Raw genomic sequence first — 15,325 nt, forward strand, 5'->3', positions numbered from 1 at the left:
CTGTCGCAGCGTCGGGCGACGTACGCTTGAGAGCGCTCGTCGCCCGCGTGCAGGCCAGATATAACAATAACAAGGCTGCCATGCCCCAGTTGACTGCTTCGCAGCGGACCGGTGGCGTGCCTTGATGGAGAACAAGCACGTGAGTTCCGAATTCAGATCGCTACCCCAGACCGAAGCCAGTGCACCGCGCTATCGCCAGGTATCCATTGGCTGTCCTGCGGTCGAAGTCAGCGAAGAGCAGGGCATATTGCATATGCGCTCCCTGGAACCCTTGGCCGAGTTGCCCGTACGCTTGCTCGATCGCCTGGTGCATTGGGCCCGGGTGCGCCCGCAACAGACCTTTGTTGCCGCTCGCCTGGAGGGCGGCGACTGGCGCCGGGTGAGTTACGCCGAGATGCTGACCAGCGTCCGCGCCATTGCCCAGAGCCTGCTGAGTTACGGCCTGTCGGCCGAGCGACCGCTGGCGATCCTCTCGGGTAACGACATCGAGCATTTGCAGATTGCCCTGGGTGCGATGTACGCCGGCATTCCCTATAGCCCGATCTCACCGGCCTATTCGTTGTTGTCCCAGGATTTCGCCAAGCTGCGGCATGTCTGCGATCTGCTGCAACCGGGGCTGGTGTTCGTCAGCGACGCCGCGACCTATCAGCGGGCGATCGACGCGGTGCTGCCGGCCGAAACGCCGCTGATTACCGTGCACGGCCAAGTACCGGGCCGCTGTCAGGTGAGCTTTGCCAGCCTGCTGGAACAGCCCGGCGGTGCCGAGGCCGATTGCGCCTTCACGGCTACCGGGCCGGACAGCATCGCCAAATTCCTGTTTACCTCAGGTTCGACCAAACTGCCCAAGGCGGTGGTCACCACCCAGCGCATGCTCTGCGCCAACCAGCAGATGCTGTTGCAAACCTTCCCGGTGTTTGGCGAAGAACCTCCGGTGTTGGTGGACTGGCTGCCTTGGAATCACACCTTCGGTGGCAGCCACAACGTCGGCATCGTGCTGTACAACGGCGGCACTTTTTACCTGGACGACGGCAAGCCGACCGTTCAGGGTTTTGCTGAAACCCTGCGCAACCTCAAGGAAGTATCGCCCACCGCCTACCTGACCGTGCCCAAGGGCTGGGAAGAACTGGTGAACGCTCTGGAACAGGACGGCGAGTTGCGCGAGCGTTTCTTCTCGCGCATGAAGCTGTTCTTTTTCGCTGCCGCCGGTTTGTCGCAACGGGTTTGGGATCGCCTGGACCGGGTCGCCGAACAGCATTGTGGCGAACGCATTCGCATGATGGCCGGGCTCGGCATGACCGAGGCGTCGCCGTCCTGCACGTTCACCACCGGGCCGCTGTCAATGGCCGGCTACATTGGCCTGCCGGCACCCGGTTGCGAAGTGCGCTTGGTGCCGGTGGGCGGCAAGCTGGAAGGGCGCTTTCGCGGGCCGCACATCATGCCCGGTTACTGGCGCGCACCGCAGCAGACCGCCGAGGTGTTCGACGAACAAGGTTTCTACTGTTCTGGCGATGCGTTAAAGCTGGCTGACCCCTGTGATCCGCAACTCGGGCTGATGTTCGACGGGCGCATCGCCGAGGACTTCAAACTCAGCTCCGGTGTGTTTGTCAGCGTCGGTCCGCTGCGCAATCGCGCGGTGCTCGAAGGTTCTCCTTATGTTCAGGACCTGGTGGTGGCCGCACCGGACCGCGAGTGCCTGGGGGCGCTGGTCTTTCCCCGATTGTATGAATGCCGACGTCTGGCGGGTTTGGGTGCCCACGCCAGCGATGCCGAGATTCTGGCCAGCGCGCCGGTGCGTCAGTGGTTCGGCGATTGGCTGCAACGGCTCAACCGCGACGCCACCGGTAATGCCAGCCGCCTGGAATGGATCGCGCTGCTCGACGAACCAGCTTCCATCGACCGTGGTGAAATTACCGACAAGGGCTCGATCAATCAGCGTACGGTGTTGCAGTGGCGCGCTGACAAAGTCGAGGCGCTGTATCGGGGTGAAGAGCCTTCCATCCTGCGCGCCGGACCTCTGCCATGAACGGTGCGGGGCAGTATTCGAGCTTTAGCGATGTGGCGATTTTCGAAGCCCTGCGCACGCCTTGGGTCGACCTTGGCGGGGCCTTGGCTCAGGTCTCGCCGATCGATCTGGGGATCAAGGTCGGGCGCGAGGTATTGGCTCGCGCTGCTCTCGATCCGTCCTCGGTGGACAGCGTGCTCGCCGGCTCCGTGGCTCAGGCCAGTTTCGATGCTTACCTGCTGCCTCGACATATCGGCCTTTACAGTGGTGTGCCGCAAGAGACTCCGGCGCTGGGGGTGCAGCGCATCTGCGCCACCGGTTTCGAACTCTTGCGGCAGGCCGCCAGGCAGCTGGATGACGGCGTGCAGCTGGCCCTGTGTGTGGCAGCCGAATCGATGTCACGCAACCCGATTGCCGCTTACACCCACCGCAGCGGTTTCCGGCTCGGCGCCGAGGTGGCGTTCAAGGACTTTCTGTGGGAAGCCCTCTACGACCCGGCCCCAGGCGTAGACATGATCACCACCGCCGACAACCTGGCCCGGCGGCATGGCTTGAGCCGCGACGAAGTGGATCGCTACGCTCTGTGCAGTCATCAACTGGCATTGCAGGCGCAAGCCGACGGCTGGTTCGAGCCGGAACTGGTAGCGATCGGTAATGAGCGTTTTGAGTTGGCCGGCTATCAGCCACGCAATATTCAGTTGCCACGGGGCGTGGACCGCGTAACGCACGATAGCCACCCGCGACCTACCGACCTGAGCGCTTTGGGCCGGTTGCGGTCGGTGCATGCCGGCGGTGTGCAAACGGCCGGCAACAGTTGCGCGGTGGTCGATGGTGCGGCGGCCGCGCTGGTGGGGCGAGCCTCTGCGGCTCGGCGTCCGGTGTTGGCCCATTTGCTGGCCAGTGCCGTGGTGGGGGTGGCACCGGAGTTCATGGGCATCGGCCCGGCACCGGCGATCCAGTTGCTGCTGCAACGCAGCGGCCTGGCCATTGACGACATCGGCTTGTTGGAAATCAACGAAGCCCAGGCGGCACAAGTGCTGGCCGTGGCGCAGGTGCTTGAACTGGACGGCGACCGCCTCAACCGGCGGGGCGGCTCCATCGCCCTGGGGCATCCCTTGGCCGCCAGCGGGTTGCGTCTGGTGCTGACCCTGGCCAGGCAACTGCGCGAGGGCAATCTGCGTTATGGCATTGCCGCCGCGTGTGTTGGCGGAGGACAGGGTATGGCACTGCTGATCGAGAATCCGGCCTATCAAGGCTGAACACCGCGACCTCTGCCCAAACCTGGCGTCTCTCTCTTGCGTTACTATGCAGGCCCACCTTTCTGGAAGTTGCCTGGATGAGTAAGCCCGGTCAAACGGTGTTGGTCGCATTGCGCAAGATGATCGCCTCGGGCGAACTGGCGGCGGGCGAGCGGTTGATGGAAATCCCCACGGCGCAGCTGTTCGGTGTTTCGCGGATGCCGGTGCGCATGGCGTTCCGCACGCTGGAGCAGGAAGGCTTGCTGGTGCGTTTTGGCGGGCGCGGGTTTCAGGTGCGTTCGGTCAGCCCCGATGACATTGCCGGTGCGGTCGAAGTACGGGGAGTACTCGAAGGCCTGGCGGCGCGTCAGACCGCCGAGCGCGGGCTCTCAGACGAAGCCCGGGCGACCCTCGAACAGTGCCTGATGCAGGGTGATCAGCTGTTCGATAAAGGGTACGTGACCATAGAAGACCTGGAGGTCTATCACGACCTCAACATGCGTTTTCATGAGGTGATCGTCGAAGGCAGCCATAACCCGGCGATCGCCGACGCCCTGGCGCGCAACGATCATTTGCCCTTCGCTTCGGTGACTGCCCTGGCCGTGGACCGCAACGACATGGTCCGGGAGTACCGACGTTTCAACTATGCCCACATGCAACACCATTCGGTGTTCGATGCCTTGGTCAACCGCCAGGGCGCGCGTGCCGAGGCGATCATGCGCGAACACGCCAACGCCACGTTGCGCTACGCCGAAGTCTTCGGCTCAGCGACGGCCGAGGAGCGGATGAAGGTCATTCTCCGCTCGGAATAAGCGCGGTTTATCAGATATCCAGTACCAGCAGCGGCGTTTTCGAGCGCGAGCAGCAAGGGGTGAACTGGTCGTTGCAGGCCTGTTCATCCTCGGTGAGGAACAGGTCGCGATGCTCCGGCACCCCCTCCAGAACCCGAGTCAGGCAAGTGCCACAAATGCCTTGTTCACAGGAAATGGCGATTTCGATGCCGTGGTCTTGCAGTACTTGCACCACGCTCTTGTCGGCCGGCACCTCGAAGACCTGACCGCTGCTGGCGAGCTTGATCGAGAAGCTGCCATCGGCGCCAGTGTCGACGGGCGCGGCGGCGAAGTACTCGCGGTGCAGGCATTGCTCCTGCCAGCCCTGCTTCCTGGCCGTGTTCAACACGTGCTGCATGAAGCCGCCGGGGCCACACACATATAAATGAACGTCGTTCAGCGGCGTGGCCAGAACCTTGGCCGCGTCCAGCGCGGTGTCGGGTTCCTGATCGAAATGCAGGAACACCCGGTCGGCAAAAGGCGAGTGCTGCAGGCGTTCGACAAAGGCTGCACGGTCCCGTGATCGGGCACAGTAATGCAGCTCGAAATCCGCGCCACTGTGTGCCAGGCGTTCGGCCATGCACAGGATCGGCGTGATCCCGATACCACCAGCGAACAGCAGGCTGCGCCTGGCCTCATGGACCAACGGGAACAGGTTGCGCGGTTCACTGATCGGCAGGCGCGTGCCGGGGTGGATCTGCTCGTGCATGGCCAGTGAACCGCCGCGGGAGGTCGGGTCCTTGAGAACGCCGATCAGGTAGCGATGGCGTTCTTCGGGGTGGTTGCACAGGGAGTATTGCCGGATCAAGCCGCCGGGCAGGTGCACATCGATATGCGCGCCGGCGCTGAAGGCCGGCAGCGGTCGGTCATCGACACTGGCCAGCTCATAGCTGCAGATGTCCTGGGCTTCGTTGTTGCGCGATACCACCAGCACTTCGATCATGCCATTGACTCCAGCGGGGCTTGCTCCCTGGCGATCAGGCGCTCCAGAACGCGACGCGACTGCACGCCGCCAGCGTCGATGTTGAGCTTGAGCAAATTGCGCGCGGGATGGCTGAGCAGGTTCTGTTGCTGGCGTTCGAGCATCTCCAGGTCCTCGCTGAAAATCTTGCCCTGTCCCTCGCGAATGCTCGCGGTCAAGGCTTCATCCTGCGGATTGAAGTTGCGCGCCATGCCCCAGAAGTACCAGATCGAGGTCTCGGTTTCCGGCGTGATGAAGTCGACGACGATGCTCGATGCCTTGAGCTGCTGGGGAGCCTGATAACCACCATGGCCGGCATGGGCCACGCCGACTTCGATCAGCACATGGCTGGGCGGGGTGAAGCGGCAGATCTGCCAGCGGTCCACCGGCACATCGTCGGCCAGGTTGTTGCCGCGCAGGGCCATGCGCCAGAAAGGCGGGGCCATGATGTTGTCCATGTGGCGGGCAGTAACCACTTCGTCGCCGTCGACCGTGGTCACCGGCGGCGCTTCGTCGATTTCCTTTTGGCCGATGCTGGACGCATGAACGTAAGTTTCATGAGTCAGGTCCATCAGGTTGTCGATCATCAGGCGGTAGTCGCACTGGATGTGGAACAGGCCGCCGCCATAGGCCCACTCGTCACTGACCGCCCATTCCAGGTGATGGATCAGCGCCGGGTCGGCCAACGCCTGATCGCCGGGCCAGACCCAGATAAAGCCATAACGCTCGACCACGGCAAAGGTCTTGTTGCACGGGAAGCCGCGAACCCGCTGCCCGGGCATTTCCACGGTCTTGCCGTCGCACCCCATCACCAGGCCGTGATAGCCGCACACCAGATTGCCGTTTTCCACATAGCCCAAGGACAGCGGCGCGCCGCGATGGGGGCAGAAGTCCTCAACAGCCGCCACCTTACCCTCGTGGCCGCGGTAAAAAACCATCTTTTCACCGCAGATCTGACGGCCCAGCGGCTTGTCGGCGATTTCATCGGGCGTGCAGGCGACATACCAGGTGTTCTTGGGGTACATGGAGATTCTCCAAGGTTGTTTGTTGTTTTTAGTGGATCCATTAGTGGTGGTTTTATGGGGTATTGTCAAATTAATTCTGCTTGTTAACGATTTAGTGGATCCATTGATCGCCTGTGAGTTCTTCTGGATCGATGCCGGCGGGAGTCTCTGAAATCCAGCACCATCCGGTCGCCAGGAAATTGAGCGCACGCTAAGATCGCCTGCAAACGTTTCTACGCCATCGAGGCAACTTCACGGGGCTCTGTAGTGAACATCGACACCCGCATCAAATTCCGTCACCTCGTGTGCTTTCTCGAAATGGCTCGTCAGGGCAGTCTGGCGCGGGCGGCGGATGTGTTGGCGGTGAGTCAGCCAGCGATGTCGAAGACGCTCAAGGAGCTGGAGGAACTGCTGGCGGCAAGTCTGTTTATACGCAGTAAAAGTGGTGTGAACCTGACCGAAGCCGGGGTTGCCTTTTTGCGTTATGCCGGGCCTTCGGTGCAGGCGCTGCGCGATGGGGTGAACACCTTGCGCGGTGGCGAATATGCGGCAGGCACGGTTCGACTTGGCGTGTTGTCGACGGTGGAAAGCTTGCTGGTGCCTGAGGTTGTACGGCGCTTGCACGAGCGTCATTCGGCGCTGGTGGTGAGTGTGGTGACCGGGCCAAGCGCCTATTTGTTGTCACAGTTGCGGGTGGGCGATGTGGACCTGGTGGTCGGTCGTATGACCGATAGCCCGGAGATTCAGGGGCTGACCTTCGAGCATCTGTACAGTGAATCCATGACGCTGGTGGTGCGTCCCGATCATCCCTTGCTGGCCGAACCACTGGAGCGTAACGCTCTGGAAGATTACCCGCTGGTGCTGCCGCTGGCAGGGACGACGATTCGCAAGTTTGCCGACAGCTTGTTCGTGCAATGCGGCATCAATCAGTCGCGGCAGCGTCTGGAAACTTTGTCTGTGACTCTGAGCCGTCGTTATGTGCTGTCCAGCGAGGCGATCTGGATCGCGCCTCTGGATGCCGTGCGCCTGGATCTGGCAAGTGGCGAACTGCGTGAGATCAACCTGGGGCAGCGCGAACCGGGTGGTTCGGTGGGGATATCCAGTAACGCCAGCTTGCCCTTGTCACTGGCGGCCCAGTGGTGTGTCGAGGTGCTGCGCGAGGTAGGGCAGGCGTATCGCGAAGGGGCTTATCCATAACCATTTGGTTATGTGTTGAGGGTGGCTTTTCAATATTCCCCAGACTTCTGTTGTTTGAAACTGCGCGGGCAGTGCTCCATAAATCAAACAACAGGAGATCGACATGTCTGATGCAGACAGCAGTCGTTTCGTTATTCGTGACCGTAATTGGCACCCCAAAGCCCTGACCCCTGATTACAAAACCTCTGTCGCCCGTTCTCCACGCCAAGCCTTGGTGAGCATCCCCCAGTCGGCCAGCGAAACCAGCGGCCCGGATTTCTCTCACCTGAAGATGGGGCGGTTCGATAACGACCTGCTACTCAACTTCAATAATGGTGGGTTGCCGGTGGGCGAGAGAATCATCGTTTCCGGCCGGGTCTGTGATCAATACGGCAAGCCAATCCCGCATACCCTCGTGGAGATGTGGCAGGCCAACGCCGGTGGTCGCTACCGGCACAAGAATGATCGCTACCTGGCACCACTGGACCCGAATTTCGGCGGTGTCGGCCGGGCCCTGACCGACCGTGACGGCTACTACAGCTTCCGCACCGTGAAACCCGGTCCGTATCCTTGGCGCAACGGTCCGAATGACTGGCGCCCGGCGCACATCCATTTCTCCATCAGCGGGCCATCGATCGCCACGCGCCTGATCACCCAGCTGTATTTCGAAGGCGATCCACTGATCCCGATGTGCCCGATCGTCAAGTCGATCGCCAATCCAGAGGCGGTACAGAGCCTGATCGCCCGGCTCGACATGGGTAATGCCAATCCGATGGATTGCCTGGCCTATCGCTTCGACATCGTGCTGCGCGGCCAGCGCAAGACCCACTTCGAAAACTGCTGAGGAGTCCGTCCATGACTATCGAACTGCTACCCGAAACCCCTTCGCAAACGGCCGGCCCTTATGTGCATATCGGTCTGGCTCTGGCGGCTGCCGGCAACCCGACACGGCCGGAGGAAATCTGGAATCAGATGGCCAAGCAGGGTGCCGAGGGCGAACAGATACTGCTGATCGGTCATGTCTATGACGGTAACGGTCACCTGGTGCGAGACTCGTTTCTGGAGTTTTGGCAGGCCAATCATGAAGGGGTTTACGACCCGGTCTTCGACTCGGAAAAAACCTTCAACAGTTTCGGCCGAACCGCCACCACCTTCGATGCAGGGGAGTGGACACTCAATACCATCAAGCCCGGCGTGGTGAACAATGCCGCCGGGGTGCCGATGGCGCCGCACATCAATGTGTCGCTGTTTGCCCGCGGGATCAATATTCACCTGCAAACTCGGCTGTACTTTGCCGATGAGCCACGCGCCAACGCGACGTGCCCGGTGCTTAATCTGATCGAGCAACCGCAGCGTCGCGAAACGCTGATAGCGCAGCGTTGCGAGGTGGATGGCAAGGCGGCTTATCGTTTCGACATACGTATTCAGGGGGAGGGTGAAACGGTGTTCTTCGATTTTTAAAGGCAACAAAAAACCGCTGCCACGCTCACACGGCGACAGCGGTTTTCAGGTGTTACTGGCTTACTTGCTATCAGGCAGCGCGTAAGCGATCACATAATCGCCGCGATCGGGTGACTGACGCGCACCACCCGCGGTGATGACAATGTACTGCTTGCCTGTTTTCGGCGACACATACGTCATCGGGCCACCCTGGCTGCCCACGGGTAGCCGGGCTTTCCAGGCCTCTTCTCCGTTGGCGGAATTGAAGGCGCGCAGGTAGTAGTCCTGTGTACCGGCAATGAACACCAGGCCGCCCTGGGTGGAGAGCGTACCACCCAGCGTCGGCATGCCGATCGGCAACGGCAGATGCATCTTGACACCCAATGGGCCAGTGTCCTGGACGGTGCCGACCGGCACTTGCCACGCGACTTTTTGGGTTTTCATGTCGATCGCGGTCAGTGTGCCAAAGGGCGGTGCCTGGCAAGGGATACCGGCGACAGACAGGAAGCGGTTCTTGTTCACTGCATACGGGGTGCCTTTGAGCGGTACCGCGCCCATGCCGGTGTTCAGTGCTTCACCACCGGAAGAGGCCTTGGCATCTTTCTGCGCCGCAATCATCTGGATCCACAGGCCCAGACGCATGTCGTTGACGAAGATAAAACCGTGTACCGGGTCAGTCGAGATACCGCCCCAGTTCATCCCTCCCAGCGAACCCGGGAAGCTCAGCGAGACATCGGTGCCTGGTGCGGTGTACAGCCCGTCATAACGCATTTTCTTGAACGAGATACGGCAGAGCAGTTGATCGAACGGCGTTGCCCCCCACATGTCTGACTCGGTCAGCGTTTGCGCGCCGATCGCTGGCATGCCCACCGATTTCGGCTGAGTCAGCGAGTAAGGTTCGTTCGGGATGTTCGAGGTTTTGACCGGAACCTCTTCAACCTTGGTCAGCGGTTTGCCGGTGGCGCGGTCAAGCACGAAGATCTGGCCGGCTTTGGTGCCGATCACTACGGCGGGCACCTTGCTGCCGTCGGCTTTGGTGAAGTCGATCAGGCTTGGCTGCATGGGCAGGTCGAAGTCCCACAGGTCGTTGTGGACGGTTTGGTAGACCCACTTTTCTTCGCCGGTTGTTGCGTTCAGTGCAAGCACGGAAGCGCCGTACTTGTGGTTCAGTGCTGTACGTTCCACGCCGTAGATGTCGGTGGACGAACTGCCCATCGGCAAGAACACGGTGTTCATTGCCGGGTCGTAGGACATCGGTGCCCAGCTGTTGGGCGTGCTGCGCACGTAGGTGCTGCCGGCCGCCGGAGCCTGCTTGTCTTCGGGGTTGCCCGGGTCGAATGCCCAGCGCATCTCGCCGGTGACGACGTCGAAACCACGGATCACGCCACCTGGCATGTCGGTCTGGACGTTGTCGGCGACACGGCCGCCGACGACCACGGTGGTCCCGGCCATCAGCGGTGCCGATGACAGCTGGTAATAGGAGTCAGGGACGTCGCCAAGACCGGCTTTCAGATCAACCTGGCCGTTGTTACCGAAGCCCTGGCAGAACTCCCCTGTGTCGGCGTCCACTGCGATCAGGCGCGCATCGATGGTGTTGGTCAGCAGACGGCGCTGGCAGTTGGCGCCGGCCGGTATCGACACGGGTTTGACAGGTGTGCTGCCGTCAGCAGGCTGGGCGAGCGCAGCGGTAGCGTCGAAGTAGGCGATACCGCGGCAACGCTGCCAAACACGGGTCTTGGCGTTGATCTCGTTTTTCCACAGCTGTTTACCGGTGTCGGCATCCAGTGCGATGAGGTTGTTGTGCGGGGTGCAGATGAACACCTTGTCGCCAACCTGCAACGGTGTCATCTGATCTTCGGCGCCATTGCCGTCGCTGATCGCGATGTCCCCGGTATTGTAGGTCCATGCCGGCACCAGCTTCGAGACGTTGCTACGGTTGATCTGGTCCAGAGCGGCGAAGCGGCCGCCGCCTTCGTCGTTACCGTAGTGTTCCCAGTTTTTCTGCGCCTTGGCAGGTTCGACCTTTGTCAGCCCTGGGCCGTCACCGGTCGGCGAAACAGGGGCATGGGGTACGAACATACCGGCACCACCTGCAACGATGGCGACTGCCAGCACACCGCTCAGAGCGTAGCCACTGCGGCCGCTGGCCAGGCTATTGGCCTTGCGCAGATGGGGGTAGACCAATGCCACCAACAGGCTCAGCACGCCCAGGGCGAACAAGCGAGAGATCAGTGGCCAGAAATTCAGTCCGACATCGGCCAGCGCCCAAATCACGGTCAGCACCATCACCGCCGCGAACAGCCAGGCACCCTGCAGACGCTGCTTGAAGAGCAGTACGGCAGAGACGATCAAACCGAAACCGGCGAGCAGGAAGTACCAGCTGCCACCCAGCGTGGCGAGGTAGCCACCACCGGTTGCGAAGAATAATCCAAATACCAGCACACCGAAGGCGACGACCCAGATGGGCCAGCGGCTGACGGATGCCGAAGGTCGAGACTTAGTCATGTTGCATGATCCTACTGACGCATGAACGTTTGTGGGGAGGGTTAAGAGCAGTGAAGGCAAGTCTGAAAATAGTTGTTAACTATTTGGTTAATTGCGCAAAGATATCAAAAAAAGCGAGCCCTGCGACAAATTGTCATTTGCCGGAAAGGAGAAACACTGTTGCGAAGATAGTAACAATCGAGAGAAATGCCCCTGAACACACGGGGCGAGCTGGCGAAGATTGCCTTCAGCCAGGTGTGATTGGCCTACCGCAAAGAGCGATAGGCAATGGGGTCGACGTACGCCGATTGCAGGTCCCGCTCCGGGATTTCCCAGATGATTTGCTTTGGCGGCGTTTCTTTGGAGGCCGGGTTGCTGAGGTAGCTGTTTGCAGCGCCAGAGAACGCTCCACCGTCTTTGGCGAAGTTACCCACGGGGGCGCCCAGTGCCTGCTGCAGAAACCCTGCGAAGTTGGAGTTGCGTGAGAATGAAGTGCCGATGAGCGCGGTGTTGGGGAGGTCGGCATCGCCAAAAAGGTCTGCCTCAGTGTCAGGGTTGGCGGCTGACGCAGCGGGAAGTTCGTGGGTGCTGGTTTGGGCGACCATGTCGGGTGCGGGTTGCCATTTGAGCGGCAGCCAGTCGATGCCCGCCAGATGGACCAGATCGCCAGGTCGAACCGCGAGCGGGGCATGATGCTCGTTGAACGACCTGCTTGGCGTGGCGCTGATGCCCAGGGTCTTCAGGCGCTGTGTGATGGCATCGGCCGCCGCCTTCGCGCCGGATTCGCTCCAGTGCGTATCGGTGCGCAACCAGGCACTGGCCCCCAGTGGCGTCAGCGCAGCGGTGAGGTCCAGATTCGACACGCCGCCCGCATCCAGCTTTGAGGTCCAGGCCTGGATGCGTCCTTCGAGAGCAGCTGGGCGGTGCAGTGTGCAACGCTGCTCGGAAGCGATGCGGCTCTTGTCTGGAACGATGACCACCAGCAGGCTGATACCACGCTGGGAGAGCTGCTGCTTCAGGTCAATCACGGCCTGGGCTTTTGCATCGGCATTGCGCTGCGCTTGATGATTAACCTTGAGCTCATCGGCCAAAAACAACCAGCCAGGACAGCCTGAGCGAACCCTCGGCCCGGTGTCGTTCAGGAGCAGCCAACTGACTCCGCGCTCCAGCTCGGCGAAGGTCGTGGGGAGGTGAGCGTTCGACAGTTCCTTGGCGAGTCGATGAGTGATATCGCCATCAAGAATCTGCGAGGTCAGCACTTCACCGGGTAACAGTGAGATCTGCCCTGAAACGATCAGACGGCCAGAGGACAGCAGTCCGACGAACAGGAATATCAGCAGCGCCACGCCTGCCAACCGACTGCTGCGAATCGCCAAATCATCTGGCTGAGTAGGGAGCGGGGGAGGCTTTAGGGTTGTCATCAGAATTGGAAGTACAGGAAGGGTACGGTTTCGCGACTGGCGATCAGTGCGAACGACAGCATGAAACCGGCGATGGGCCAAAGGGCGGTGGTGTGGAGCAATAGGCCGCCCAGTCGTTTCTCACAGTAAGGGTGCAACAACGGTGCAACGACACCGAACACCCCCAGCAAACCCGCAAGGCCGTGTACCGGGCGTAGGGTCGCGGACAGTTCGTCACCGAGGGCAATGCCTTGCAGCCCGAACTGTCCGGCATACAGGCTCAGCGCGCTGTGAAAGTCGGGGGCGCGGAACAGTGTCCAGGCCAGGCAGACGAACAGCAGGGTCAGCCCATGGGAAAACACTGGCTGTAACGGGGGCAGGGTAGAGCTGTTCCAGACACGATTCACACACAACGCAATGCCATGGGCGCTGCCCCACAGCAGATAATTCCAGCTATCGCCACCGTGCCAGAGGCCGGCGATGGCCATGATCAGGAACAGGTTGCGATAGGTTTTCCAGGTACCGTTGCGATTGCCACCCAGCGAAATATACAGATAGTCACGCAGCCAGCTGGACAGCGACAAATGCCAGCGGCGCCAGAAGTCCTGGATGCTGTTGGCCAGATAGGGACGGTTGAAGTTCTCGGGAAAGTGGAAGCCCAGCATCAATCCAAGGCCAATGGCCATGGCGCTGTAGCCGGCGAAGTCGAAGAACAGTTGCAAGGAGTAGGCAAGGCAGCCGATCCAGGCGTCAGAGAAACTTGGGTTCTGCACATTGAACGCCACATCGACCACCGGCGACAGGGTGTCGGCCACCAGGACCTTCATGCTCATCCCGACCATGAACCGGCGTGCGCCCAGCGAGAAATTCTGCCAGTTGAAGTGACGCTGATTCAGCTCACGCCGAACCCAGTCATAGCGAATGATGGGACCGGCGACCGAATGGCCGAACATCGAAATATAGGTGGCGTAATTAATGAAGCTGCGTTCGGCCGGCACGGTACGGCGGTGTACATCCACCAGATAGGAAATCGCCTGCAAGACGATAAACGATAGCCCGGCCGGCATGATGACTCGCTGCCAGTCCAGCGGCATGGCGCCAGACCAGGCAAGGGCATCGATCAACGTACCGGCGACGATGTTGGCGTACTTGTACCAGCACAGCACCGCCGTGTTGAGCACGATCAATGTCACGAGTAGCCGCACGCGGCCCTTGTCTTTTTCCCGCAAGGCGTCAATCAGCAAGCCGCCGGCCCACGCTGTGATCGTCAGCACCACATGCACTGCGAGGAACCGAGGGCTCAACCAGCCATAGAACAGCCAGCTGCCGATCAGTAACGTGACGTTGCGCCAGGCGGCTGGGCACACTGCATAGCTGCACAAGAACAGCGGCAGGAACAACGTCAGAAACTCGAGAGAGGCAAAAACCATGGTGGTGGCGCGATCCGATCAGTGGGCCAGGACGTCAGTCGCGAGCAACAGGTGCGGGCCATTTGCGCCAGGTAGCAGCACAACGCTGTAGCGCTCGCCGGCCTTGAGCTGGCCCAGGTCAAGTGGGGCGCCGACGTTGGTTTGGGCGCAGACCAGTTGAACCGACAGACTGACCGGGTTGATCGCTCGGCGTTGCACGCTGCCGTCGGCCACCTCCTTGAACAGGTCGGTGTTTTTCCCCGCAGCACGCAAACCGGCCTGGGTGCACGCTGGATCGGCACTGATAAACGCCAGCGAGGCTCTCAGGCTATTGAAATCGTCGGGTTGCTCACGGATGACGACCTGGCGGATACCTTTAGCGCTGTCTGGCAAAGCGATCACACTGGCGAATTCGCCTGCTGCCACCTGGATGTCCAGCGGCAGGCTTTTGCCGTTGCGTTCCAGGGTGCCCTTGATCGGCTGGTTGGCGGGCACGGGCAAGTAGTCGGACACGGCATTCGAACCCTCGAGCCTGAGGCTGGCCCGCGAGCCTTCGGCCAGCAGTTGCAAGGGGCGGTCGGCGGCGTTGATAAAGCGCAAGAAGGCCGAGTCCTGATCCGGGCCCGTCGGGTACAGGGCAATGTCGGCGGCCTGGGCGTGCAGGCTCAGCATCAAGGGCGCGAACAGCGCCCAGCCACATGCGGATCGAGTCATTTGCCGGCTCCTGTGCTGCTGACGGTGTCGGCGGGCAACTTGGCCAACGCACCACCAATCGCAGTGCCCCAGGCTTGATAACCGGCAACGGTAAAGTGCTGCCCATCGGTGGTGATCCACTGCCCGGGTTTGGAGAACGTCAGCGAATCGATGTAGGTGCAAGGCGCCACGTTCGCGGCTAAAAACTGCGACATCAACTGGGTGCGGGCATCATTCTTCTGGTACATGCCACCGGCTTTGCCCCAGGCCGGGCCCACCCAGGCGCAACGGGTCCCGGTGGCCGCGATGGCCTTGGCCAGGCCGGTGACGCTTTGCCATGCCCAGGCCTTCGGAAACACGGGCTTGTCGTAGGACGCCATGGTGTCGCCGATGACCAGTACCACCAGGTCGGGCTTGTCGGCGGCGATCAGGTCCTGGATCGGTGTGGTGGTGGCGTCACGGCCCTTGATCACCATCTTGTCGTTGCCTTTGCGCTCGGCACCGCAGTCGACCTTTTTACTGATCAGCCAGTCGCCAGCGCTGGCGCCACAGGCGCCGATGGAGTGAACCAGGGCGCCTTGGCGAGTCAGGTTGTCGTGCAGCGGCTCCAGCAAATGGTCCGCGAGGCTCATATGACTCTCCCCAAGAACAAGGAGAGTCAGACCGGCAAGGGCAGAAGTGGGCATCG

General features: G+C 61.2%; 13 protein-coding genes. 6 read left to right on the forward strand and 7 right to left on the reverse strand.

The genetic code is table 11. The features are described 5' to 3' along the window. The first annotated feature begins 139 nt into the window (after positions 1-139). The 3 genes from AC30D7_RS02660 to AC30D7_RS02670 all read left to right on the forward strand — a co-directional run bounded on the left by AC30D7_RS02660 (position 140) and on the right by AC30D7_RS02670 (position 4,052). A complete protein-coding gene (locus tag AC30D7_RS02660; RefSeq protein WP_490132918.1) occupies positions 140-2,023 on the forward strand; it encodes a feruloyl-CoA synthase in 1,884 nt (627 codons plus the stop codon). Then, the gene (locus AC30D7_RS02665) at positions 2,020-3,261 is read left to right on the forward strand and encodes a thiolase family protein (protein ID WP_138867371.1); all 1,242 of its coding nucleotides are present in this window, start codon (positions 2,020-2,022) and stop codon (positions 3,259-3,261) included. Before AC30D7_RS02660 ends, AC30D7_RS02665 begins: the two co-directional genes overlap by 4 nt. 77 nt (positions 3,262-3,338) lie before the next feature. Continuing rightward, the gene (locus AC30D7_RS02670; protein ID WP_019578625.1) at positions 3,339-4,052 is read left to right on the forward strand and encodes a GntR family transcriptional regulator; all 714 of its coding nucleotides are present in this window, start codon (positions 3,339-3,341) and stop codon (positions 4,050-4,052) included. A gap of 10 nt (positions 4,053-4,062) precedes the next feature. Here AC30D7_RS02670 and AC30D7_RS02675 read toward each other — a convergent pair whose 3' ends face one another. Together AC30D7_RS02675 and AC30D7_RS02680 are read right to left on the reverse strand one after the other, a co-directional pair. Then, a complete protein-coding gene (locus AC30D7_RS02675; RefSeq protein ID WP_490132919.1) occupies positions 4,063-5,013 on the reverse strand; it encodes a PDR/VanB family oxidoreductase in 951 nt (316 codons plus the stop codon). Beyond that, positions 5,010-6,056, reverse strand: coding sequence for a Rieske 2Fe-2S domain-containing protein (locus AC30D7_RS02680; RefSeq protein WP_490132920.1), 1,047 nt, complete (start codon positions 6,054-6,056; stop codon positions 5,010-5,012). The genes AC30D7_RS02675 and AC30D7_RS02680 overlap by 4 nt, the downstream gene beginning before the upstream one ends. Before the next feature lie 246 nt (positions 6,057-6,302). On the opposite strand from AC30D7_RS02680, the gene pcaQ reads away from it, so the two are divergent. The 3 genes from pcaQ to pcaG all read left to right on the forward strand — a co-directional run bounded on the left by pcaQ (position 6,303) and on the right by pcaG (position 8,672). After that, a complete protein-coding gene (gene pcaQ, locus AC30D7_RS02685; protein ID WP_490132921.1) occupies positions 6,303-7,232 on the forward strand; it encodes a pca operon transcription factor PcaQ in 930 nt (309 codons plus the stop codon). A 103-nt stretch (positions 7,233-7,335) separates the two neighbouring features. Beyond that, positions 7,336-8,055 carry a protocatechuate 3,4-dioxygenase subunit beta gene (pcaH, locus tag AC30D7_RS02690; RefSeq protein WP_018927930.1) on the forward strand — a complete coding sequence of 240 codons (720 nt, stop codon included), beginning with the start codon at positions 7,336-7,338 and terminating at the stop codon, positions 8,053-8,055. An 11-nt stretch (positions 8,056-8,066) separates the two neighbouring features. Then, positions 8,067-8,672 (forward strand): protocatechuate 3,4-dioxygenase subunit alpha, encoded by a 606-nt coding sequence (pcaG, locus tag AC30D7_RS02695; RefSeq protein ID WP_490132922.1) that lies wholly within the window; start codon positions 8,067-8,069, stop codon positions 8,670-8,672. A gap of 60 nt (positions 8,673-8,732) precedes the next feature. On the opposite strand, the gene AC30D7_RS02700 is transcribed toward pcaG, so the two are convergent. The 5 genes from AC30D7_RS02700 to AC30D7_RS02720 all read right to left on the reverse strand — a co-directional run bounded on the left by AC30D7_RS02700 (position 8,733) and on the right by AC30D7_RS02720 (position 15,323). Continuing rightward, the gene (locus AC30D7_RS02700; RefSeq protein ID WP_490132923.1) at positions 8,733-11,156 is read right to left on the reverse strand and encodes a glucose/quinate/shikimate family membrane-bound PQQ-dependent dehydrogenase; all 2,424 of its coding nucleotides are present in this window, start codon (positions 11,154-11,156) and stop codon (positions 8,733-8,735) included. Positions 11,157-11,401: 245 nt separating this feature from the next. Continuing rightward, positions 11,402-12,556 (reverse strand): alginate O-acetyltransferase AlgX-related protein, encoded by a 1,155-nt coding sequence (locus AC30D7_RS02705; RefSeq protein WP_430953944.1) that lies wholly within the window; start codon positions 12,554-12,556, stop codon positions 11,402-11,404. Then, a complete protein-coding gene (locus tag AC30D7_RS02710; protein WP_028940804.1) occupies positions 12,556-13,965 on the reverse strand; it encodes an MBOAT family O-acyltransferase in 1,410 nt (469 codons plus the stop codon). The genes AC30D7_RS02705 and AC30D7_RS02710 overlap by 1 nt, the downstream gene beginning before the upstream one ends. An 18-nt stretch (positions 13,966-13,983) precedes the next feature. After that, positions 13,984-14,658 carry an alginate O-acetyltransferase AlgF gene (locus tag AC30D7_RS02715; protein ID WP_490132924.1) on the reverse strand — a complete coding sequence of 225 codons (675 nt, stop codon included), beginning with the start codon at positions 14,656-14,658 and terminating at the stop codon, positions 13,984-13,986. Next, positions 14,655-15,323 carry an SGNH/GDSL hydrolase family protein gene (locus tag AC30D7_RS02720; RefSeq protein WP_026286561.1) on the reverse strand — a complete coding sequence of 223 codons (669 nt, stop codon included), beginning with the start codon at positions 15,321-15,323 and terminating at the stop codon, positions 14,655-14,657. The genes AC30D7_RS02715 and AC30D7_RS02720 overlap by 4 nt, the downstream gene beginning before the upstream one ends. Positions 15,324-15,325: the final 2 nt, after the last annotated feature.

The organism is Pseudomonas sp. DF5 (genome assembly GCF_058148225.1).